Raw genomic sequence first — 21015 nt, forward strand, 5'->3', positions numbered from 1 at the left:
GCCTTTTTCCCACTGTGTTAAATATAATAGCCTATTAACCCCTATTTGTCAACAGAATTCTCCGAAAATAACTCATAAATAGGATAAAACTTTAATAAAACTCTCTTAAAATACTGATAAAAATATTATATTTGCCTATATTGACCTATTGCGGTAAGCTTTAATCGGATGAAGGTTTTCAAGCCCCCTTCATCCACCGGTCTGCATGGTATTCAATTGCCATGCTGGGTTGCCTTTTAACGCGATTTTAGGCAACACGTGATCGAAACCCTCCTTGCAACTATGGCGCTCCCCTCTGGGAAGCGCCATTTTTTCTCAACCGCTACAGGTACTTTTTCAGAATCTCGTCCACCTGCCCGACATAGCCCCCTCCGAACAGGCGCACATGAACGAGGAGGGGGTATAACAGATAGATATCCTTGCGAGTCGCGAAAAACCCAGGATCAATGGGCCGATATTCGCCATAAATTTCGAAAAACCTCTGCCCCGCGGTGCCGAACAGGGTCATAAAGGCCAGCTCCACCTCGGCGTCGCCAAAATAGATTGCCGGATCAATGACACCGGTAACACGGCCCTTCTCTGACAGGATATTCCCGCCCCACAGATCACCGTGCAGCAGGGAAACCGGCGGCCTGTGGCCGAGATAACGCTCCAGCCGGTCAGCAAGCGTCATGATGCGCCTGTAAACATCTTCAGGCAGGTGTCCATTTCGCCTTGCCAGGTCCGCCATATGGACAAGCCGCCGGTCCCGGAAAAAGACACACCAGTCGTCACTGTCCATGTTTGGCTGTCCCAGTGGTCCGATCACCGTATCATGCTCAAACCCGAAATGATCCTGGCTAATGGAATGTAATCCCGCAACCAGCTTCGCCAGATGGTCCTGCGCCTGTCCCGCCGGCGTGCCCGCCTTCCCCGGCAGATATTCCATCACGATACAGTCCTCGCCGGAGTAATGAACCTTCGGGAGGGGAAGAGCGGTATGATCGCGCAGATACTTCAGCATCCCGGCTTCGCACAGAAGATTGTCCCCCTGCTTGAGTACCACCGAGACACCGCTCTCCAGGCGCACAAGCTGCAGATCAGCAAGACATCCGCCTGACAACGGGACAGCGTCCCGGATCCCGCTGCCGAATTCTTTCTCGATAAGATTTTTTATGTCACCAATGGATATTCTCCCACCTGTTCCTTTGACGGTTGCGATATTTCGTCTTGAAATGTCACCATCGGGCGGGTACAGCATAACATCAGCAGGACAACAGATTCAAAAGGACATTTCCATGGCGATATACAATGTCACTCTCAAGGCAAGCCTGAAACGGGGAACCTTTTACTGGGTCGCCGAAGTCAACGCGGACTCCGAGGAGGAAGCCGTTGTCTCCGCCGAACATCTGTTTATGGAAGAAATGGAAAAAGCCGGAGACTGGGAATTCGACGACTTTAATGTGGAACCCGGCTAGAGCCTCAGAATGTTCTGGTCAGCCCTAACTGGAAGCGGTGCCTCTGGTAGCTATAGAAGCTTATGTTGGAATTGTTGTTGGAATAGCTATAGCTAAATACCGGCGCGAAACCCCAGATCGACCAGTCCCTTTTGATAAAGTCCACTGAAACGCTGTAACGGGTATCCTTGCGATCTTCTCCCTCTGTTTCCAGGTAGAAGGCATTTTCCACGCCATCATAAGTGCGGAACAGCACTTCGGGCCGCACATAGAGCGTCACTCCCTGACCGAAATCCTGGTAAAAGCCAAGCCCAAAGCGTAGGGAAAAATTATCCAGAGAATCCTGCTGCGTTTTCTCCCAGGTCCCACCGACCAGAAACTGCAGAATACTGGATGATGTCAGGCTGTAGCTGACGCGTGCCGTACTGCTGGCCAGATGACCGTCCCGCCGGACATCCCTGTCGTATCTCAGTTCCTGCCAGCTGAGCGTACTGTCCAGACGCCAGCGCCGGGACAGTATATGGTCCGCCAGCAACTGTCCGCCATAGGCATAGTTATAGTCTTCCCCGCCATACCAGCGATAATAACCCAGAAGCTGGGGCGTCAGGGTGGTTTTCCTGAAAATAAGACTGGGTCCGAAACTGCCGGAAAGGAAAGTATCGTTAAACTGCGTCTTGCTATACTGGGTGTGATAGATATCCATGCCGCTTTTCAGCTTCACCTTTTCCCCCAGCGGCCAGAAATAATCCAGCCCTGCAGAACCGATAATACCCAGACCGGAAGTTTCCCGGGCATCTTCTGACAATTCAAAGGGCAAACCATAGATATAAACCGTATCCTGGTCGGTTGCGCCAGTGATGTTGGTATCCGGGGCCACGGCAAAATAAGCCCTGACCTGCCATCTTTTGCGCTTGCGGATTTCATAGAGATAACGGGACACATTCTCTATCACCGCCGGCGGCAGCTTTTCCGCCAGAATCAATTCGAAATGATGCCGGGCCGCCACATCTTCCTTCGCCAGAAACAATGCCCGGGCGAGCTCCAGCCGGACCCGCGTGAGTTTCGGATGATAGTCAAGGATTGATCGGAATATCCCGATACCATCCCGATAGCGTTTCTGCATGACGGCAATCTGGCCGGCTAAAAACTTCTCCTGCACCGGATCCGGCGTCCGTCCCGCAACCTGTTCCAGGACCTGCCTGGCTTCCTCCAGCTTACCCTGAATAATCAGCTGCTCGACAAAGGGCAGAAGCTGGTCGGCCTTGAGGTTGAAAGTCTGCCGGCTGGGAACCGCCTCCTCCGCCATGACCGACGTTTCCATGCCGCAGAAGTTCGTCAGCAACAAAGCTGAGAGCACAAAAATTTTCATGAAGCCCCCCAATAAATACGCGGACAAACCCACTGGTATTTGCTCACTCCACATACAACTCGAGAAACCCTGCTGCGACACGGTCGTGCCACGGCACCTTATCGTCCTGGGTGTGGAATCCCAAATGACCACCATCTTTCGTGATCAACACGGTAATATCCGAATCCTCCGGCCAGAGCTTCTCCTCATATATGTCAACCGGGACCCAGGGATCGTTCTCAGCATGAACAAGCAAAGTTGGCTTACGGATTCCCATCAGAAACCGTTCGGCAGACTGACTTGAATAATATTTATCCACCCCGCCAAAATTATGGACGACCGAGACATATTTGTCATCGAACTCAGATATGGTCTCAGCCATCAGGGCTGCATTTGTTACCGTTTCCGGATAGCCCTCCCGAGCCAGATTCAGGTTCGCCTGGTTTTTCAGCCCGTGCAGAATATAGCCGTGGTAAAGACGGTTCCGTTTCTCCATCAACTGCCGTTCTGTCGACCTCAGGTTAAGGGGCACAGAGACGCCCACAGCTGCCCTGACCACAGTATCCTTTCCACTCTGACCGAGATACTTCAGAAGCATATTGCCGCCAAGCGACGAAGCATGGGCAAAAACGCCCTGATCCTTATATCTGGCCGGCAATTGATCGAGCACCGCAATCAGGTCTTCTGTAAGCCCGGCGTGAAACGGTCCGTAGCTGCTCTTCGCCGATGGACCGGATCCCCGGAGGTTTAGCCTGAGCACGGGAAACCCTCTGGAACGCAGATAGGCCGCTGTTGAAACAATCGGAGCAGCTTCTTCACTGCCGGTAATTCCGTGAATTAGAATGACAAGGTTCTTTTCGAGCTGCTCACCTTCTTCATTTTCTGTATGGAGTGTTCCTGCCAGCTTCTGTTCGCCCTCGATGTCAAACATCAGGCGTTCACCCGGTTGCTTCAGGGTGAGAGGAGGCCCAAGAATAGTATTACGCATGGTTTGCAGGTCCGCCCCTCCCCACTGTCGACTTCCAATAAAGTCGGGGATCTCCAGACCCTGCAGATGTTTTCCGAGAAGTCGATAACCGCAGTTATTTGCGCTCATACCCCTTTTCTCTCTCATCAAGTTTCATTTCAAAGGTTACCCAGCGGGATTTTTGGGCAAATTTCTTGTAAAAGGCCAGGGCATCCGGGCGATCTTCGTGGGTAATCCAGCGAATCATAGTGCAGTTCTGCGTTTCGGCGATATCCTTTATAGCCTCCAGCATTGCTTCACCGATGCCGTGCCGGCGTGCGTCCTCTGCCACATAGATATCGTCAAGAAAGATCCCGACTTCACCGGCCAGTGGCCTCAGAAACCGACGGTAATGCACGATACCCACGGGCTTGCTGTCCTTGATCGCTGCCAGACCACGCAACTCTGCTTCATGACCGCCCAGCCATACCCATACCCTGTGCAGTTGCTCATCAGTAATCGGGACATCATAGGAATCCGCATACCCCCGGTATAGTTCAGCCCAGTCCTCAAAGGCCAGCTGGCGGATTTCGACGATTTCGATCATTATAACCCCTTGTGTTTTCTTCAATATATAATAAAAAAGCCGCCCATCAAGTAGATAGGACGGCCTTTTGAATATTTATAACGAAACAGCTCTTACAAAGCGCCGTCGCGTTCCATACGCTTACGGTCAAGCTTGCGGGCACGGCGAACGGCAGCAGCGGTCTCACGGGCCTTCTTTTCAGAAGGTTTTTCGTAAAAACGACGCATTTTCATTTCGCGGTACACGCCTTCACGCTGCAATTTCTTTTTCAGCGCGCGAAGAGCCTGGTCTACGTTATTGTCGCGGACGATAACCTGCATGGTTAAGCGTCACACTCCTTTCTAGGTCAGATGTTTAACAATAAAACAGGAGCATCCCGCTCACCGGGCCACTCCCACGGGTGCTCTTCTAACAAAAGAAAGGCGTCCTGTGAAGCATTTTATGTGGGAACTGTTATCAAATTATGAACAAAGCTGCCGGATATGACTTTACCTGGCATTTCAGCAGGCGCTATAATGCGCCCATGAGCAGAAAGAAAAAGATCAAGACTGACATTCCTGATGAACTGCGTGAGCCCTTGCTTGAGGCGGCGCTGGAGCATATTCCCTTTGACGGCTGGACCGATATCATATTGCGCAAGGCGGCAAAAGACCTGGACATAGACTACGGACTTGCAAGGCTCGCCTTTCCACAGGCGCCGGGGGACATGATTGATGCCCTGGCGGCAAGCTGCGATAAAAAAATGTCAGATGCCGCAAGTCTGCTTGAACTTGATAAAATGAAGATCAGGGAACGAATTACCACCCTGATCCGCCTTCGGCTCCAGGAAGAACTCCCCCACCGGGAAACGGCGCGCCGGGCCCTGACCTGGCTGATGTTGCCGCAGAACCAGCCACTTGCCATCAAACTGCTGAACCGGACCGTTGATTTGATGTGGCGGCTGTCCGGCGACAGTTCCACCGATTTCAACTATTATACAAAGCGCCTGACCCTGGCCGGGGTGTACAGCAGTTGCTTCCTCTACTGGCTCAGTGATGAGACGGAAAACCAGACCGACACCGATGCTTTTATCGACCGGCGGATCGAGGACGTGATGAAAATCGAAAAAGGCAAGGCCGAGCTCCGGAAATGGACCGGGCACCTGCCGGACATATGGCGCCAGCTTGGCAAAATGCGCTACGGGCAATAAATATCGGCCCCATCCATTGAGACGTTTATTTTTCAGTCAGACATCGACTTTATGGTCGAAAGGATAAAGACGGGTCACATGGCCCATCTTACGGCCCGGGCGGGCCTTGAGCTTGCCGTAATGATGCACATTGGCCTCAGAATCGGCCAGAAGATGCTCCAGCTCGAGGATATCGTCGCCTATGAGGTTTTTCATCACCGCCTGGCCATAAAGCCGGGTATCGCCCAGTGGCAAGCCGCAAATAGCCCGGATATGCTGCTCGAACTGGCTGGTGGGGCAGGCCTCGATGCTCCAGTGACCGGAATTATGCACCCGGGGGGCAATTTCATTGACCCTGAGGCGTGGCTCATCCGGTGATACGAACAGTTCCACCGCCAGCACCCCCACATAATTCAGTTCCGCGACAATCTTTTCGGCAAGCGCCACGGCTTCATCAAGAAGGCCCTGATCAATGCGGGCCGGACATATGGAGACATCAAGAATATGGTTGGTATGTATATTTTCCGCCGGCAGAAAGGATTTTACCTCGCCGGTGCGGCCCCGGGCCACAATGACTGAAATTTCCATATCGAAATTCACAAAGCCCTCGACAATATTTTTGTCACTGCCCAGACTTTTCCACGCTGCCTTGACATCCCCCTCAGAGCGGACAATCGCCTGTCCCTTGCCGTCATAGCCGAAACGACGGGTTTTCAGTACCGCCGGATAGCCAATGGTCTTCAGCGCGTCAACCGCCTCATCGGCCGACCCAACACCCTCATAGGGCGCCGTGGCAATCCCGAGCGCATTGATAAAGGCCTTTTCCTGCAACCGGTCCTGGGACACCTCCAGCACCCTGGCATCGGGAAATACGTCAACGTCCTCCGCCAGCCAGCCAACGGTTTCCACGGGAATATTCTCAAATTCGTAGGTGATGACGTCCACGGACTCTGCAAAGGCCTGAAGGGTTTCCCTGTCCTCATAGGCCGCACGGGTCACCCGGTCCGTCACCTGGCTCGCAGGAAATTCCGTATCGGGACAATAGACATGAGTCCTGTAGCCAAGCTGGGCCGCCGCCATGGCCAGCATTCGACCGAGCTGTCCACCGCCGAGAATTCCAATTGTCGCACCAGGAGTAAGGCCTGTCATTTTGTGATCCTAAAGACTACTGATCCCTGGGTTCAAGCGCCACTGCGTCAGTCTGCTTTGTCCGCCAGGCGGCCAGTTTCCCGGCCACCGTGTCATCCATGAGAGCAATAACAGATGCCGCCAGAAGCCCGGCATTTTTTGCACCGGCCTTGCCTATAGCCAAAGTACCGACCGGCACACCGCCCGGCATCTGGGCGATGGAAAGCAGACTGTCCATTCCCTTGAGCGCCTTGCTTTCCACGGGCACACCAAGCACCGGCAGAGTGGTCAGGGAAGCCGCCATACCCGGCAGGTGCGCCGCCCCGCCGGCTCCGGCGATAATGACCTTCAGTCCCCTGTCAGCAGCAGTTTCTGCATAGTCATACAACCTTTTGGGGGTCCGGTGCGCGGAAACAATTTTTGTTTCAAAGTCGACACCGAGATCCTGCAATACCTCAACGGCATGTTTCATGGTCTCCCAGTCAGACTGGCTGCCCATGATTATCCCTACCACTGGTTTTTTATCGCTCATCTGTTCAATACCTTGTTTCGCCACGGCCCATATTCTGCTCGACAGGGCTAAAGGAAAGGTGGCGATTATAACGATCCCGCGTCCGCAGGCAAGTTTGCATTTTCATGCGGACAATGCCATAATGTTCCAATAGGGTGTAAACAACAATTTATTGTGCAACAGAATAGACTAAGGCACAATATCTAGACACGAAACGGAATGATAAGGTGAATATTTATGGCACTTTTTCCGGGTCCGGCAGTCTGATGTAAGGGGTTGCGTTTCATGAAGATTGAAAATACACGGTCAGTGGGTAAAAGCGGCCCCATCCGCAGAAAATCAGCCCCGAAAACATCCAGGGTCGCAGACTCCCCTGCTGTCAGAAATATATCAGATACAAGTTCGGTTCTCGGTATACCGCCGGAAGAAATGACCGAACGCGTCCACAGGGCTATCATGACCCTGATGTCGGAAGTGGAAAGCATGCGTCAGGAACTTGAACTGGCCCATCGCAAAATTTCCGAGCTCGAGCGGCTGGCGGATCAGGATTCCCTGATCAATATTTCCAACCGCCGGGCTTTTGTGCGTGAAATGACCCGAATGATTGCCTATTCCGAACGCTATGGCATCAACAGCTCCCTGATCTATCTGGATCTCAATGACCTGAAAGTCATCAATGACACCTATGGTCATGCCGCAGGGGATGCTGCACTGGTCTTCCTTGCTGACAATATGGTCAAATGCCTGCGCGATTCCGATATCATCGGCCGTCTTGGCGGGGATGAATTCGGCATTATCCTGCCCAAGGCCAGTGAAAACGACGCCAAGAAAAAGGCTGCGTTTATCGTCGAAAAAATCACCAAAAAGCCGCTCATGTGGGAAGAACATGAGATCCCGCTCAAGGTTGCCTTTGGTGTATATTCGCTGAAATCCGGTGAAAGTCCCGATCAGGCCCTGGATGAGGCAGACAAGAAAATGTATGCCCATAAGCAGGATATAAAAAAGGAAAAAGCCTGATTCCCCGTGGCCGCTCAGGCGATAATATCGGGCAACAATTCATTTTCCAGCCGGGCAACTTCGTCCTTAAGAAGAAGTTTCTGTTTTTTCAGCCGTTGAATCTGCAGCATGTCGGTACGCCCTGTCTCCAACAGCGCCTCAATGGCATCATCCAGATCCCGATGCTGGATTTTAAGCTCCTGAATTTTTTCCAGAATATCGATTTCATCCATTGCTCAATAACCCGAACGCCTGCTAGATTGGTATGATACCGGCCTTACTGCGGCAAAGGCTGGGAATATAGCATATTTTTAAAAAACTTTCCTGTGTAAAGTGTGCATATGGATGAAAACGACCTTTGGCAGTACAGTCTCGACGTTTACGACAGCACCGCTGCCGCCGATGCCTGCCTCGCACTGCAGGATCACTTCAAGGCAAATGTAAATTTACTGCTCTATTATACCTGGATCGCCCGTCGGCATGGCCGAACTGTCGATAACGAGCTATGCGCCCGGACGGAACGGCATATTGCTCCTCTTGTAAATGACCTTCTTCAACCAATGCGGTCCATTCGGCGCAGCATAGACAAGACCTCTGCCTCCCCTGACCTGCTGCAGTTCAGAAAAAACATTTTGAACCTGGAACTGGAAGCGGAAAACATCATCCAGAAGCGCTTGTTTGATCTTACCCCTGACCTCCTTGACCTTACCGAACCCTCCGATCTGTCGGTGCGGGACAGGCAAAAATATAACCTTGCCGTTTACGGAGAATTCCTGGGCACAGCCTTTCCGGACGAACACCTCGAACCTTTTCTCGATCACTGTTAGCCCGAGTCTTTTAGATTTTTCTCATATTTGCAGAAGTGAGCCGACACCAGCGCAGCACTCCACTTTCTGGAATAACACTAACCTGCAGTAAAAATACCTCTGATTCCAAGATGTTCTGAATACACCCGGTGCAGGGCGCTGCGGGTGACCGGGTATTGATGACATTGGCCGAAAAATATGTTCTAATTTTAATCTTGCCAACAAAAAGGAGATTCTCTGATGCGCGCAGCAGCTCACATTAATGCACTTTCCGAAAAACATGCCATGCTGGATAAAAGGATTAATGACGAAGTACATCGTCCCGCCCCGGATGATATTATTCTTCACGAGCTTAAAAGAGAAAAACTCAGGCTAAAGGACGAAATAGAGAAATACAAAAATCTCTGACGACCAGAAAAACAAAGGCCCCGCAACCGGGGCCTTTTCATTTCTCAATCTTAAATCTTCGACTACCTATAAATCAGTTGCTTTGGGAAGCTTCCTCTTCGCTAACCGGCTCCCCGATGGCATCTTCCTGATCTACGGGCGGCTCCTCCTCGGGAGCATCCTTGGCCATTTTTACCGCCGCCTTTCTGACAGCTTCATCAAGCTCAATCTGTTTGCACAGGCCAAGAATTACAGGATCCACCGGTTTGATGTTGCTGATGTTCCAATGTGTCCGGTCGCGGATGGCCGCGATGGTAGGTTTTGTCGTACCAACAAGACGTCCAATCTGGGCATCAGTCAGTTCGGGATGGTTGCGCAACAGCCAGGCAATGGCATCCGGCTTGTCCTGTCGCTTGGATACCGGCGTATAACGGGCACCGCTGGAACGGGTCTTGGCGGGTACCTTATCCTCTGTCAGTTGCAGGTGAGCCGAACTGTCGGCCTGACACCGTTCAATTTCCTCCCAGGTCAACTGACCGTTTGCGATCGGATCCTGCCCCACCATATTTGCGGCAACCTGCTCGTCGGCGATACCCTGCACTTCCAGCTCATGAAGACCGCAAAACTCAGCGATCTGTCGAAATGACAGAGCTGTATTATCCACTAGCCACACGGCTGTCGCCATAGGCATCAAAGGCTGGTTCATCGATATTCCTTGTTTGTCCTGAAATTTTTATTGTTCTTTTCCCGAGCAGCATAAGACAGTTTGAAGTAATTGGCAAAGGGCTTTAACGACCTTTTAGCGGTTTTTTGACCAGGAGGTAACAAAGAAGGCCCCTAAACAAAAAAGGCGGCCGGAGCCACCTTTTCATAAGATACCGTGTAGAAATGCCTGTTACTGGATTGCCCAGGTCAGCGGCAGTACGATCACCAGTTTGTCGTCACCCAGGCTGGAGGGCGGTGCCGGCAGCGGGTTAATACGACCAACCAGGTTTTCAACTTCCGCATCCAGAATATCGTGGCCGGTGGACTGTACCAGTTCATGACTTGTAATCGAACCGGAACGATCAAACGCGATTTTCACCTTGGCCTTACCTTCAAGCTCATCTTCCATGGCAGCACGGGGATAAACCTGTTTCTTGGCTACAAGCTTAACCAGTTTAACCTGCCAGTCTTTAAGTTCATTGGCGTTTACCTCGAGAGTTCCAAAAGCACTGAACAAGCCCAGGCTCAGCAACAAACCGATCACTTTCATCAACCTACTCATAACCATCTTCAAAAGTCTCCTGCAAAATTTTCAAATTGCATTCCAGGAACACATTTCAAGTGTTTTCTGTTCCCCCTTGGAACGCCTATGAGAATCAACCTACTGTAAATTGGTTACTCAAAGTTTAAAGCTAGACTTTTAGGCTTTGGTTAATATCCTGTTTACCATAATGCTTTTTTGAACGGGCAAGATGGACCAGCGGGAGCACGCCGGAAGGGCAAAAGGAAAATCACTGTTGTACTGAACCTGAATTGTTGCCAAAATACGCAAAATCCCATCAGGAGATGATTATGTTTAAAAAGCTATTTACGGCAGCCGGAGTGCTGTTTCTGCTGGCCGGCACGCCCCTTTTAGCCATGGCGGAGACTCCGTTGACTGGCCCCCGGATCGAGAATTTTCTCGATACCTGGTCCCCCCTGCAACAACTCGGAGAAAAATACAGTCTGGATTTTCAGAACTCGCCACCCCCGGAAGTAAATCAGGAAAACGGCTTCAATCCCTTTCTGTCCTCACTGAATATTCTGAAAGGGCATCAGGCTTATGGTGAATTCATGTCGATTCTAAAAGGAGCCGGTTTCTCCTCTCCTGAAGAATGGGCAACAACAGCCAACCGGGTTATGCGGGCCTATATGGCTTCAAGTTTTGATGCCGGGGAACATTCCATGTCCAGCATCGAGATCAAAGACGCCATCAAACAGGTACAGGAAAACCCCCATATTTCGGACGTCCAGAAACAGGCCATCATAAATAACCTGAAAAACAGCGTGGCCGCTGTAAATTCCATGAAAAATGTTTCACAGGACGACCTTAATGCCGTAAAACCCTATCTGGGGAAAATAGAAGAAACGATTTCCGAGGAATCCAAATGACACGAACCGAAATGCTGCGTCTGCGCAAATATCTAAATGACAAATTCGAAAGCAACAAGTTTTCCCTGGAACAGCCCTCGACCAAAGATGACGATTGTCTTGAAGTCAATTACGACGGTGAATTCATCGGCGTGATTTACAAGGATGAGGATGAAGGCGAAATTTCATACGCCTTTCAGATGGCCATACTGGAGATGGACCTGCCCAGCGCGGCAGACGCGTCCCTTATCTGAATCGGGCGGCGAACGTCCAGACAAAAAGGCGCCTTGTTACAAGGGGGCCTTTTTTATTTCCGGACCCGGCAGTATTTCACATTGTCGTTTCCGGTTTCGCTTGCCCGCCCCCGGCGAACCATGTAAAAGACCATCCCCTGAAACAGGTATATAAATACTATAAAGGTATCTCCCGGTTCATTAAAACATTTGGGAGTTTTCAACTATTTAAGTAAACTATCCGCATGTTGACGATCTATCACTACTGGTTCTGTCCCTTTTCCCGGAAGGTCCGCATCGCCCTGCAGGAAAAGGGGGTCGAGTTCGAAATGAAGCTGGAGATGACCTGGCAACGGCGTCCCGAATTCCTGGCACGGAATCCTGCCGGAAACGTTCCGGTCCTGGTGAATGATGACCCGCAACAAACGATTTGCGGCGCCTATGCCATCGCAGAGTATATTGACGAAAAATATGCCGAACCGGGACTGATTGGTGAAACGGCGGAGGAGCGGGCCGAAACCCGCCGCCTGGTCGAATGGTTTGACGACAAATTCCATCGCGAGGTCACATCCCTGATCGTGAATGAAAAAGTCATGAAGTCTTTCCTGAAACGGGGCACACCGGAAGCTGCCAACATTCGATATGCCGGACAGAATATCAAACATCACCTGAAATATATCGAGTATCTTACGGACCGGCGCAACTGGCTGGCCGGGAACGATTTTACCTTTGCAGATATTTCGGCGGCAGCCCACCTCTCCTGCGTCGACTATCTGGGGGACGTCCCCTGGCAACATTTTGAAAAAGCCAAAGACTGGTATGCCCGCGTCAAGTCGAGACCCAGTTTCAAGGCAATCCTGCAGGACAAAATCGCCGGACTGGCGCCTTCTGCACATTATCGCAACCTGGACTTCTGAATTTATGGCAGAACCGGAAAGCCACATCCTGAAGCTGGCACACGAAGCCGGATTTGAAGCTGTTGCCATCACCTCGGCTGACGGCATGGCAGGCCCTGCCAGACATTTCGAACAGTTCCTTGAAGCCGGGCGTCACGGCGACATGACCTGGATGGAGGATAAGGCGGACCGCCGCAAGGACCCCAAGACGCTCTGGCCCGATGTACGTTCCATCATTATGCTCGGCATGAACTATGGCCCTGACAATGATCCCCTTGAGAAATTGTCAGAGAAGAATTCAGGCAACATCTCTGTCTATGCGGGTGGGCGCGACTATCACGACGTTATCAAAAAAAAACTGAAACAGGTCGCCCGGGAAATTCATCGTACCTATGAGGCGGAAGTAAAGGTTTTCGTCGATACCGCCCCGGTCATGGAAAAACCTCTGGCCGCCAAAGCCGGACTTGGCTGGCAAGGGAAACACACCAATCTGGTCAGCCGTGAATATGGCTCGTGGCTGTTCCTCGGTAGTATATTTACGACCCTGGACCTGAAAACCGGCCCGGCCGAAAAGGACCATTGCGGCTCCTGCCGGAACTGTCTGGATATCTGCCCGACAAACGCCTTCCCTGCCCCGTACCAGCTGGATGCCCGGCGCTGCATTTCTTATCTGACGATCGAATACAAGGGCCATATTTCACCTGAATTCAGGGAAGCCATAGGCAACCGGATCTATGGTTGTGACGACTGTCTTGCTGTCTGCCCCTGGAACAAGTTCGCACAGAAAACCCGGGAAAGCCGGTTTTTCATACGCCCTGAACTGCAGGCACCCGAGCTTTCAAATCTTCTGGAACTGGATGATACCGGCTTCCGGGCGTTGTTTTCCGGCTCCCCCGTCAAAAGGATCGGTCGGGACAGCTTTATCCGCAATGTGCTCATTGCCATCGGCAACAGCGGGAATGCCGACTACCTTGCCCGGCTGGAAGAAAAACTGACCGAAGACAATCCTGTCGTTCGCGCCGCTGCCGTCTGGGCTCTTTCGCGGCTGGCGGACCGGGAAACCTTCACAGCCTGTAAAGAGCGTTACCTCGCCGGGGAAACAGATCTTAATGTCCTGCGGGAATGGCAGGAATAAAAAGGGCGCCCGGCAACGCTCCCTTTTCTCATTTTCTCCTGATCAGTCCGCCTTCAGCAAGTCCAGATTCTGCTGCGCTGTTTCTGCAACCTCGCTATCGGGGTAAAGATCGATCACTTTCTGCCAGACCTGACCGGCCTTGAGCTTTTCGCCGGTCACCCGATACAATATGCCGCTTTCCAGAAGAAAATCGGCATTGTCCTTGTCCAGTTCCAGTCCCCTGTCAATATCCAGGCGTGCCGCCGCATGATTGTTCCTATATCTGAACACCTTAGCCCTGAGGAAATATCCCTGTGTATCCTCCGGCGCGATCTCAATGGCCCGGGTCAGATCATCCACTGCCGCCTGATACTCCCGGCGCAGAGACTGTATCTTTCCGCGCTCCAGATAGATTTCCCTGAGGAGAGACTGATCCGTTCCCGCCGCCAGCAATGCCGAACTGAGCGTCGAATAGGCCTTGTCCAAATCACCTGCCCTTTGCCAGGCGATTGCCGCCTGGGTATACAGGTCCGTTCTCAGCCTGCGCCTGTTGGCCAGAGCATAGTCTCCAAGACCGTTGCCGGTCAGAATGCTATCTGCTTCCCGTTCAAGCAGCTCTGCCGCCTCTGTTGACCTGTCCAGTGCCATCAGGGCCAGCGCCTCGCAATGCCGGGCCGCAGAAAGTCCCTGACGGGCAATATTCCAGTCCCGGGCAAAAACAAGCGCCTGTTCGGGGTCATTCTCTACCATCTGCAAGCAGACGCCATAACGGGTGGAGTCCGGCTCTTCGGTCATCTGCATCTGATCGTCAGTCTGTGCAATTGAAGACTGGACGCCCCCTGCCGCCAGATGGCATATTAGAAGAGATGCGATATGTAAAAATAGTGTTTTCAGTCCAAGTCTCGTTTCTGCCATAAATCTAAAATAGCTTTCCCTTATCATCATAAGCTGTCGGGGAATTTACAGGCTGTCTGCAATTTCGGCAAGCCTGGTCATCATAGAGGAAAAGATCATGCATTATTTGAAAAATCTCACCCTTTCCCTTCACATCCTTGCAGCCATGCTGCTGACAGCCGGACTTGCCGCTCCGGCCAGCGCCCAATCTGCCCCCGGGCAGATTGCCATTGCCCAGGAACCTGTTTTCCAGGACAGCATCACCATGGAGCTTGCCGCCGAGGACTGGCTGACGGCAAATTCAGCTATAATCTACGTCCAGATTGTGGCTGTTTTCGATGAGAAACAGAGTGGGGATGTTCGCAAGAACGTCCAGAAGGAACTGGGAAAACTTATTCCCGGCGCGGATTGGAAATTTACAGGGTTTAATCGCCGGGAAGGCTCCGCCGGATACGAGCAATGGACCATCAATGCCGAAAGCAGGGTTGGTGATAAAAACATTGATGGCCTGAGAGAGAAATTTGAAAAAGCCAGCCGCACCGGTTTTAAAATGCAACTGCAGAGGGTTTCCTATTCTCCCAACGAACAGGAAAAGCAGGACCACTACCGTCTGTTGCGAAAAAAGATCTATGAAATGGCCCGGACGGAGCTGAAAAACCTGAACGACCTTTTTCCGGAGCGCAAATACCGGATTACCCAGCTGACATTTTCCCCTTCCGCCATTCAGTACCAGCGCACATTGGCGGCAAAAACGCTGGATGACAAAACCCTTGAAGCCTATCGCGTGAACCGGGATACTGGCGACGGGCAAATGAATGTTTCACAGCTGGTCCGGCTTCACGCCACGCTGGTTCTGGGAACAACATTCCTGCCGACCAAGGAATAACCTGGCGCTGTCAGCGCAATATATGGACAGCTGATGCAAAAAAAGCTTTTCTGTTTCGGCCTGGGCTACACCGCCCGGGCCCTTATTTCCCATGTGGCTGGAGAAGATGACTGGACCATTGCCGGCACCTGCCGCTCTCCGGACAAGCGCGATAAATTTGCCCGTCAGGGGATTGAATGTCATCTTTTTGACGGATCCATTCCCCTGCGAAACATAGTGGATGCCCTTTCAGGCGTCACCCATATGCTAATTTCCACACCACCGGGGGAATCCCGGGGCGACCCGGTTCTGGCCTGTCATGGAAATGATCTTTCCCGCCTGACAAATCTTCACTGGATCGGCTATCTGTCCACCACCGGTGTTTACGGCGACCATGACGGCGGCTGGGTGGATGACGAGACACCGGAAACCCCAACATCCCGGCGCGGGGAACTGCGCCTTGCAGCAGAGCGGGACTGGTTGATGCTGGCTGAATCAGCTTCCCTGCCCGTCCATCTGTTCCGGCTGGGCAGCATCTATGGCCCCGGTCGAGGTCAACAGGAAGGCCTGAAATCAGGCCGCACAAAAAAAATCGTCAAACCAAACCAGTATTTCAGCCGCATTCATGTGGAGGACATTGTCCAGGTCTTGCTTGCTTCCATGGCGCATCCCGATCCAGGGCAGAGCTATAATGTGGTGGATGACCTGCCGGCGCCGCCGGATCAGGTCATTGATTATGTCTGTGACCTTATGTCCCTGCCCCGCCTGCCGGACGTGGATTTCGAAACTGCCGATCTGTCACCGCTGATGCGCAGTTTTTACAGCGAAAGCAAAAGGGTCCGGAACGACCGCATCAAATCGGAACTGGGCGTTAAATTGAAGCATCCGACCTATCGGGAAGGTTTCGCCGCGCTGGTCAAATAATCACTCGATCAGCGCATAGGCCCTGACCGGGAAGGTTCCCATTCCCTTGACCTTGACCGGTACGGCGAAGAAACGGAAGGCGCTGTCCGGGAGTTTATCCAGTCCGGTCATATGCTCAACGATTGTAATTTCATCCCGCAGCAATATTGAATGCACCGGCCGGGCGCCGCCCCTGATATCGTCAATATTGTAGCTGTCGATGCCAACGAGGACCGCACCATTGTCGCGAAGCCAGACAGCCGCATCCTCCGTCAGGAAGGGATGCCCTTCGAAATAATCGTCTGTCCTCCAGTGGCGTGACCAGTCCGTATGCACCAGCACCGCCTTGCCCCTGACATCAAGCCCCCTGAAATGGGTGTCATTAATGGCCATGGCTTCCTCATCCACCCGGACCACAACCGCTTCCAGGTCGGCAATGCGCTCAAGGTCCAGTTCGGAAAGGTCCTTGCCGTCTGAATAACGGTGAAAAGGACTGTCCATATAGGTGCCGGTATTGGCGACCATCTTGATTTCGCCAATATGAAACTCGGTGCCTTCGTCATAATGTCCCCGGGAATCTCCCCGACTGAGGAAATCACAGATGATCGGTGCCGGCAGCCCCTTGTAGGTAATCATGCCGTCTTCAACGTTATGGCTGAGGTCGATCAGTTTCTTGGTCATGGTTTATCCCTCCAGAAGGCTGTCAAGGGTTGCACAAAGTCGTTCCAGGTCACGATCCGATGACAGGCGATGGTCGCCGTTCTTCACATAGGTGATCACCACATCTTCTGTGGTCAGGGCATCGCTGATCCGTTGCGACCAGCGAAACGGCACATCCTCGTCTTTCATCCCGTGCAACAGGCGAACCGGGCATTCCAACTCGATGGGACCGCCCAGCAGAAGATGATTGTCCCCTTCCTCAATCAGCCTGTAACTAATCACATAGGGGGCGTCGCTATACTCACTGGGTTCCAGGTAATAACCATCCTGTTTCAGTTTAGCCTGTATTTCCGGGCTGTACTTGTCCCACATCAACTCACGGGTGAAATCCGGCGCCGGGGCAATACCGATAAAAGCGGCAAGCCGGTCCTTCACTTCAAGTCCCACTAAAAGACCGGTCCAACCACCCATGCTGGAGCCGATGATCAGCACCGGCCCCTCGGTCAGGCGCTCCACCACCGCCAGGGCATCTTCCTTCCAGGCGCCGATGGTACCGTCCCTGAATTCACCGGATGACGAACCATGTCCGGAATAGTCAAACCGGATATAGGCCTGGCCGCGCAACCGGCAATGTTCCTCCAGCGCCAAGGCCTTGCTGCCTTCCATATCCGACATAAAACCGCCGAAAAAGATCACGGTCGGGCCTTTGCCTTCGATCTTGTGATAGGCGATTCTCCGGCCGTTCTCCAGGAATAGAAAATTCGGTGCATCTGCATCTGCGGTCATAAGTACATTCCGGCATAATTAAGTTCCGGGTCTACTATAAATCCTTGTGGCCGATTGAAAAACGCTTTTTGAGCTTTATTTACCAACCGGAACCCGTTGCAAGCTTGACTTGCGTGGAAATCCCGATAAGTTCCCCAAGGACGACGACAATCTATTTTTTCAACAGTTAAAGACGGCCCGAAGATCATGACCAGACAAGTATCCCTTACCCTGCCCGACGGCAGCATCCGCACCTTTGACGGTCCGGTGACGGGACTGACTCTGGCCGAAGACATCGGACCCGGCCTGGCCAAGGCAGCCCTGGCCGTTGTGGTTGACGGCGAACAATGGGACCTGTCCCGGGAAATCGAGAGCGACGCAAACGTCTCCATCATTACCCGCAAGGACGAGGCGGCACTGGAAATCCTGCGCCATGACGCCGCCCATATCATGGCCGAGGCCGTCAAGGAACTCTACCCGGACACCCAGGTGACCATCGGTCCGGCTATTGAAGACGGTTTCTATTACGATTTCGCGCGCAAGACCCCCTTTACAACGGAAGACCTGGAAAAGATCGAAGCCCGGATGAAGGAAATTGTGGCGCGCGACGAGGAAATCACCCGCGAGGTCTGGAACCGGGACGACGCGGTGAAATTCTTCCGTGACATGGGAGAGGAATATAAGGCGGAAATTATCGCCGATATTCCCGCCGACCAACCGATTACCCTTTACCGGCAGGGCGAGTTCATCGACCTCTGTCGCGGCCCGCACCTGCCCAGCACGAAAAAACTGGGCGACGGTTTTAAACTTATGAAGGTGGCTGGCGCCTACTGGCGCGGCGACAGCAACAATGAAATGCTGACACGGGTTTACGGTACCGCCTGGCGCGACAAAAAGGAGCTCAAGGCTTACCTTGTTCGTCTTGAAGAGGCCGAAAAACGCGACCACCGCAAAATTGGCCGGGAAATGGGCCTGTTTCATCTGCAGGAAGAAGCCCAGGGCTCAGTCTTCTGGCATTCAAAAGGGTTCCGCATCTGGATCGAGCTGGAACGCTATATCCGCGCCCGTCTGGCCGATGACGGCTACGAGGAAATCAAAACCCCCCAGCTGATGGACTCCAAATTGTGGGAACAGTCCGGCCACTGGGGCAAGTTCCGCGAGAATATGTTTGTGGTGCCCGACATGGTGCCCACAGCCGACGGCGATATCGAGGTGCCGAAAGACGCCCGCATGATGGCGCTGAAACCCATGAACTGCCCGGCTCATATCCAGGTTTTCAAACAGGGCATCAAAAGCTATCGCGACCTGCCGATCCGCATGTCGGAATTCGGCTGCTGTCACCGCAACGAGGCTCATGGCGCCCTGCACGGCCTGATGCGCGTGCGACAGATGACCCAGGACGACGCCCATATCTTCTGCCGCGAAGACCAGATTACCGACGAGACAAAGCGCTTCCTGGCGCTATTTGCCAAAGTCTATGAGGACATGGGCCTCAGCGACATTAAATATAAACTGGCAACACGGCCGGAAATGCGGGCCGGCGATGATGCCACCTGGGACCGGGCGGAAAAATCCCTTGCTGACGCCCTGACCGCCAGCGGCCTCGACTTCGAATATGCCGAAGGCGAAGGCGCCTTCTACGGCCCCAAACTGGAATTCCACCTGACCGACGCTATCGGCCGGACCTGGCAGTGCGGCACTTTCCAGCTTGACTATGTGTTGCCGGAACGGCTTGACGCGACCTACATTGGCCAGGACGGGGAAAAACACCGTCCGGTTATGCTGCACCGCGCGGTCTTCGGCACCTTCGAACGCTTCATCGGTATTCTGATCGAACATTACGCCGGGCGCTTCCCGCTCTGGCTGGCCCCGGTGCAGGTTGTGGTGACCGGCATTACCTCTGACCAGGACGACCATGTTAGAACCGTTCACCAGCAGCTTGTTGACGCCGGACTGCGCGCCGAGATGGACTTGCGCAACGAAAAAATCAACTACAAGGTAAGGGAGCATTCCCATGCCAAGGTTCCCGCAATATTCGTGATCGGCGGCCGGGAAGCAGAGCAAAATACGGTAACGATTCGGCGTTTGGGTTCCCAAAAGCAGGAAACCCTTGATTTAACTGACGCAATCCATAAACTTAAGGAAGAATCTGTTGCGCCGGACCTGAGATGATCCGTTACGAAAAATTCATCTTTGTATCGTAGTAAACAGACGAAAACCATTTGCAATAACCAGCGATGAACTGTCGCAGGAGGAAACTATAGCTAGACGACCAATGGCGAGCCCGCCTGCCCAAAAGGGCCCAAGGGTAAACACTGACATTAATGTCAGTGAAGTGAGACTTATTGACGCCGAAGGTGAAAACCACGGCACTGTGGCAATTGACAAAGCCCTGGAAATGGCGCAGGCCGCCGGCCTTGACCTGGTGGAAATTTCCCCCAATGCCGAGCCCCCCGTCTGCAAAATACTGGACTACGGTAAGTTCAAGTATGAAGCCCAGAAAAAGGCCAGCATGGCCCGGAAGAAACAGAAAACCATCGACGTCAAGGAAATCAAGATGCGTCCCGGCATCGAAAAACATGATTATGACGTCAAGATGCGTTCGATCGATAAATTCCTGTCCGCCGGTGACAAGGTGAAAGTTACTCTCCGCTTCCGTGGACGTGAAATGGCCCACCAGGAACTGGGCATGGAAGTCCTGCAACGCGTAAAGGCCGACTTTGAAGACCGGGTTAAAATCGAACAGCATCCGAAGCTGGAAGGCCGACAGATGATCATGATCATGGCGCCCAAATAACACAGATCTTTTCCGTCAAATAAATATTGCATTGCAGCAAAAGCAGGTCTATGAAAGGCCTGCTTTTTTGTTTTTAAATAAGTTGAGTAACAGATCCATGCGCGAATTTACCACTCCCGTTCTTTTTCTGATCAATTTCGTTCTGCTTCTTCTTGTGCTGGCCTTTGTGTGGACGCCGATGGTTTTTGTCTATGCTGCCATGGCCGGTGTACCGATCATGTTTGCGACCCTGTTTAACATCGCTTTCATTCCGGTACTGCGCGGTACTGAGCCCCGAGTCGGAAATTCCTGACCCTGACCCCGTTTTTAATATCCTGATATTCCATCACTTTTGGAGCAGGATATATTCTGTAGTATACTTCCCGTGAGTGTACGCCCATAGGTCGTACAGATTAGCACGCTGTCCCGGGTCAGCTGAACAGGGCAACGGTGCTATGGAAGCAAACCCGCCTGAGGCAAAA

At 52.5% G+C, this 21015-nt stretch carries 27 protein-coding genes; 14 read left to right on the forward strand and 13 right to left on the reverse strand.

All coding sequences use genetic code 11. The features are described from left to right. Positions 1-322: 322 nt before the first annotated feature. Positions 323-1240, reverse strand: a complete 918-nt coding sequence (locus ACN0YD_RS11390) for a fructosamine kinase family protein (RefSeq protein WP_417319849.1) — start codon at positions 1238-1240, stop codon at positions 323-325. Between the two features lie 37 nt (positions 1241-1277). Here ACN0YD_RS11390 and ACN0YD_RS11395 point away from each other — a divergent pair, with 37 nt between their 5' ends. Then, complete coding sequence (locus ACN0YD_RS11395; RefSeq protein ID WP_417319851.1) at positions 1278-1457, forward strand: hypothetical protein; 180 nt, start codon at positions 1278-1280, stop codon at positions 1455-1457. Between the two features lie 4 nt (positions 1458-1461). Here the strand turns inward: ACN0YD_RS11395 and ACN0YD_RS11400 are convergent, their stop codons facing one another. The 4 genes from ACN0YD_RS11400 to rpsU all read right to left on the reverse strand — a co-directional run bounded on the left by ACN0YD_RS11400 (position 1462) and on the right by rpsU (position 4636). Next, positions 1462-2805: a surface lipoprotein assembly modifier gene (locus tag ACN0YD_RS11400; RefSeq protein WP_417319853.1), complete on the reverse strand. Its 1344-nt coding sequence runs from the start codon at positions 2803-2805 to the stop codon at positions 1462-1464. A 43-nt stretch (positions 2806-2848) separates the two neighbouring features. Beyond that, the gene (locus tag ACN0YD_RS11405; RefSeq protein WP_417319855.1) at positions 2849-3880 is read right to left on the reverse strand and encodes a YheT family hydrolase; all 1032 of its coding nucleotides are present in this window, start codon (positions 3878-3880) and stop codon (positions 2849-2851) included. After that, entirely contained in the window at positions 3867-4337 is a 471-nt protein-coding gene (locus ACN0YD_RS11410) for a GNAT family N-acetyltransferase (RefSeq protein ID WP_417319856.1), read from the reverse strand. Before ACN0YD_RS11410 ends, ACN0YD_RS11405 begins: the two co-directional genes overlap by 14 nt. Positions 4338-4429: 92 nt before the next feature. Beyond that, a complete protein-coding gene (gene rpsU / locus ACN0YD_RS11415; protein ID WP_139942079.1) occupies positions 4430-4636 on the reverse strand; it encodes a 30S ribosomal protein S21 in 207 nt (68 codons plus the stop codon). Positions 4637-4779: 143 nt separating this feature from the next. Between rpsU and ACN0YD_RS11420 the strand changes: the two genes are divergently transcribed. Further along, a complete protein-coding gene (locus ACN0YD_RS11420; RefSeq protein ID WP_417319859.1) occupies positions 4780-5505 on the forward strand; it encodes a COQ9 family protein in 726 nt (241 codons plus the stop codon). 36 nt (positions 5506-5541) lie between these two features. Here the strand turns inward: ACN0YD_RS11420 and ACN0YD_RS11425 are convergent, their stop codons facing one another. Both ACN0YD_RS11425 and purE read right to left on the reverse strand, forming a co-directional pair. Next, positions 5542-6633: a 5-(carboxyamino)imidazole ribonucleotide synthase gene (locus ACN0YD_RS11425; protein ID WP_417319861.1), complete on the reverse strand. Its 1092-nt coding sequence runs from the start codon at positions 6631-6633 to the stop codon at positions 5542-5544. Positions 6634-6649: 16 nt separating this feature from the next. Continuing rightward, complete coding sequence (purE, locus tag ACN0YD_RS11430; protein WP_417319863.1) at positions 6650-7144, reverse strand: 5-(carboxyamino)imidazole ribonucleotide mutase; 495 nt, start codon at positions 7142-7144, stop codon at positions 6650-6652. Between the two features lie 408 nt (positions 7145-7552). Here purE and ACN0YD_RS11435 point away from each other — a divergent pair, with 408 nt between their 5' ends. Further along, complete coding sequence (locus ACN0YD_RS11435; protein WP_417319864.1) at positions 7553-8140, forward strand: GGDEF domain-containing protein; 588 nt, start codon at positions 7553-7555, stop codon at positions 8138-8140. 14 nt (positions 8141-8154) lie between these two features. Here the strand turns inward: ACN0YD_RS11435 and ACN0YD_RS11440 are convergent, their stop codons facing one another. Next, positions 8155-8352 carry a YdcH family protein gene (locus ACN0YD_RS11440; protein ID WP_417319866.1) on the reverse strand — a complete coding sequence of 66 codons (198 nt, stop codon included), beginning with the start codon at positions 8350-8352 and terminating at the stop codon, positions 8155-8157. A gap of 108 nt (positions 8353-8460) precedes the next feature. Between ACN0YD_RS11440 and ACN0YD_RS11445 the strand changes: the two genes are divergently transcribed. Together ACN0YD_RS11445 and ACN0YD_RS11450 are read left to right on the forward strand one after the other, a co-directional pair. Beyond that, positions 8461-8946 carry a TIGR02444 family protein gene (locus ACN0YD_RS11445; protein ID WP_417319868.1) on the forward strand — a complete coding sequence of 162 codons (486 nt, stop codon included), beginning with the start codon at positions 8461-8463 and terminating at the stop codon, positions 8944-8946. Between the two features lie 219 nt (positions 8947-9165). After that, positions 9166-9333, forward strand: coding sequence for a YdcH family protein (locus ACN0YD_RS11450; protein WP_417319870.1), 168 nt, complete (start codon positions 9166-9168; stop codon positions 9331-9333). A gap of 73 nt (positions 9334-9406) precedes the next feature. Here the strand turns inward: ACN0YD_RS11450 and ACN0YD_RS11455 are convergent, their stop codons facing one another. Both ACN0YD_RS11455 and ACN0YD_RS11460 read right to left on the reverse strand, forming a co-directional pair. Beyond that, positions 9407-10018, reverse strand: coding sequence for a DUF1013 domain-containing protein (locus tag ACN0YD_RS11455; protein WP_417319872.1), 612 nt, complete (start codon positions 10016-10018; stop codon positions 9407-9409). 189 nt (positions 10019-10207) lie between these two features. Further along, a complete protein-coding gene (locus tag ACN0YD_RS11460; protein WP_417319874.1) occupies positions 10208-10585 on the reverse strand; it encodes an energy transducer TonB in 378 nt (125 codons plus the stop codon). Positions 10586-10869: 284 nt separating this feature from the next. On the opposite strand from ACN0YD_RS11460, the gene ACN0YD_RS11465 reads away from it, so the two are divergent. The 4 genes from ACN0YD_RS11465 to queG all read left to right on the forward strand — a co-directional run bounded on the left by ACN0YD_RS11465 (position 10870) and on the right by queG (position 13691). Further along, positions 10870-11448 (forward strand): hypothetical protein, encoded by a 579-nt coding sequence (locus tag ACN0YD_RS11465; RefSeq protein ID WP_417319876.1) that lies wholly within the window; start codon positions 10870-10872, stop codon positions 11446-11448. Next, positions 11445-11681 (forward strand): DUF3126 family protein, encoded by a 237-nt coding sequence (locus tag ACN0YD_RS11470; protein WP_417319878.1) that lies wholly within the window; start codon positions 11445-11447, stop codon positions 11679-11681. The genes ACN0YD_RS11465 and ACN0YD_RS11470 overlap by 4 nt, the downstream gene beginning before the upstream one ends. A gap of 224 nt (positions 11682-11905) precedes the next feature. Beyond that, on the forward strand, positions 11906-12577 hold the full coding sequence (locus ACN0YD_RS11475; protein WP_417319880.1) for a glutathione S-transferase family protein: 672 nt from the start codon (positions 11906-11908) through the stop codon (positions 12575-12577). Between the two features lie 4 nt (positions 12578-12581). Continuing rightward, positions 12582-13691: a tRNA epoxyqueuosine(34) reductase QueG gene (queG, locus tag ACN0YD_RS11480; protein WP_417319882.1), complete on the forward strand. Its 1110-nt coding sequence runs from the start codon at positions 12582-12584 to the stop codon at positions 13689-13691. Positions 13692-13733: 42 nt separating this feature from the next. On the opposite strand, the gene ACN0YD_RS11485 is transcribed toward queG, so the two are convergent. Next, a complete protein-coding gene (locus tag ACN0YD_RS11485) occupies positions 13734-14471 on the reverse strand; it encodes a tetratricopeptide repeat protein (protein WP_417319884.1) in 738 nt (245 codons plus the stop codon). A gap of 211 nt (positions 14472-14682) precedes the next feature. On the opposite strand from ACN0YD_RS11485, the gene ACN0YD_RS11490 reads away from it, so the two are divergent. Then, positions 14683-15450: a hypothetical protein gene (locus tag ACN0YD_RS11490; RefSeq protein ID WP_417319886.1), complete on the forward strand. Its 768-nt coding sequence runs from the start codon at positions 14683-14685 to the stop codon at positions 15448-15450. Positions 15451-15483: 33 nt separating this feature from the next. Further along, entirely contained in the window at positions 15484-16353 is an 870-nt protein-coding gene (locus ACN0YD_RS11495) for an SDR family oxidoreductase (RefSeq protein WP_417319888.1), read from the forward strand. Here the strand turns inward: ACN0YD_RS11495 and ACN0YD_RS11500 are convergent, their stop codons facing one another. Continuing rightward, the gene (locus ACN0YD_RS11500; protein WP_417319890.1) at positions 16354-17013 is read right to left on the reverse strand and encodes a cyclase family protein; all 660 of its coding nucleotides are present in this window, start codon (positions 17011-17013) and stop codon (positions 16354-16356) included. Positions 17014-17016: 3 nt separating this feature from the next. Beyond that, the gene (locus ACN0YD_RS11505; RefSeq protein WP_417319891.1) at positions 17017-17778 is read right to left on the reverse strand and encodes an alpha/beta hydrolase; all 762 of its coding nucleotides are present in this window, start codon (positions 17776-17778) and stop codon (positions 17017-17019) included. Between the two features lie 186 nt (positions 17779-17964). Here ACN0YD_RS11505 and thrS point away from each other — a divergent pair, with 186 nt between their 5' ends. The 3 genes from thrS (at position 17965) to ACN0YD_RS11520 (ending at position 20846) form a co-directional block, all read left to right on the forward strand. Continuing rightward, positions 17965-19929 carry a threonine--tRNA ligase gene (gene thrS / locus ACN0YD_RS11510; RefSeq protein ID WP_417319893.1) on the forward strand — a complete coding sequence of 655 codons (1965 nt, stop codon included), beginning with the start codon at positions 17965-17967 and terminating at the stop codon, positions 19927-19929. Positions 19930-20032: 103 nt separating this feature from the next. After that, a complete protein-coding gene (infC, locus tag ACN0YD_RS11515; RefSeq protein ID WP_417319894.1) occupies positions 20033-20554 on the forward strand; it encodes a translation initiation factor IF-3 in 522 nt (173 codons plus the stop codon). 97 nt (positions 20555-20651) lie between these two features. After that, a complete protein-coding gene (locus ACN0YD_RS11520; RefSeq protein WP_417319896.1) occupies positions 20652-20846 on the forward strand; it encodes a hypothetical protein in 195 nt (64 codons plus the stop codon). The last annotated feature ends 169 nt before the right edge of the window (positions 20847-21015 follow it).

Origin of the sequence: Emcibacter sp., assembly GCF_048269205.1 — a bacterium.
GTDB lineage: Bacteria > Pseudomonadota > Alphaproteobacteria > Sphingomonadales > Emcibacteraceae > Emcibacter.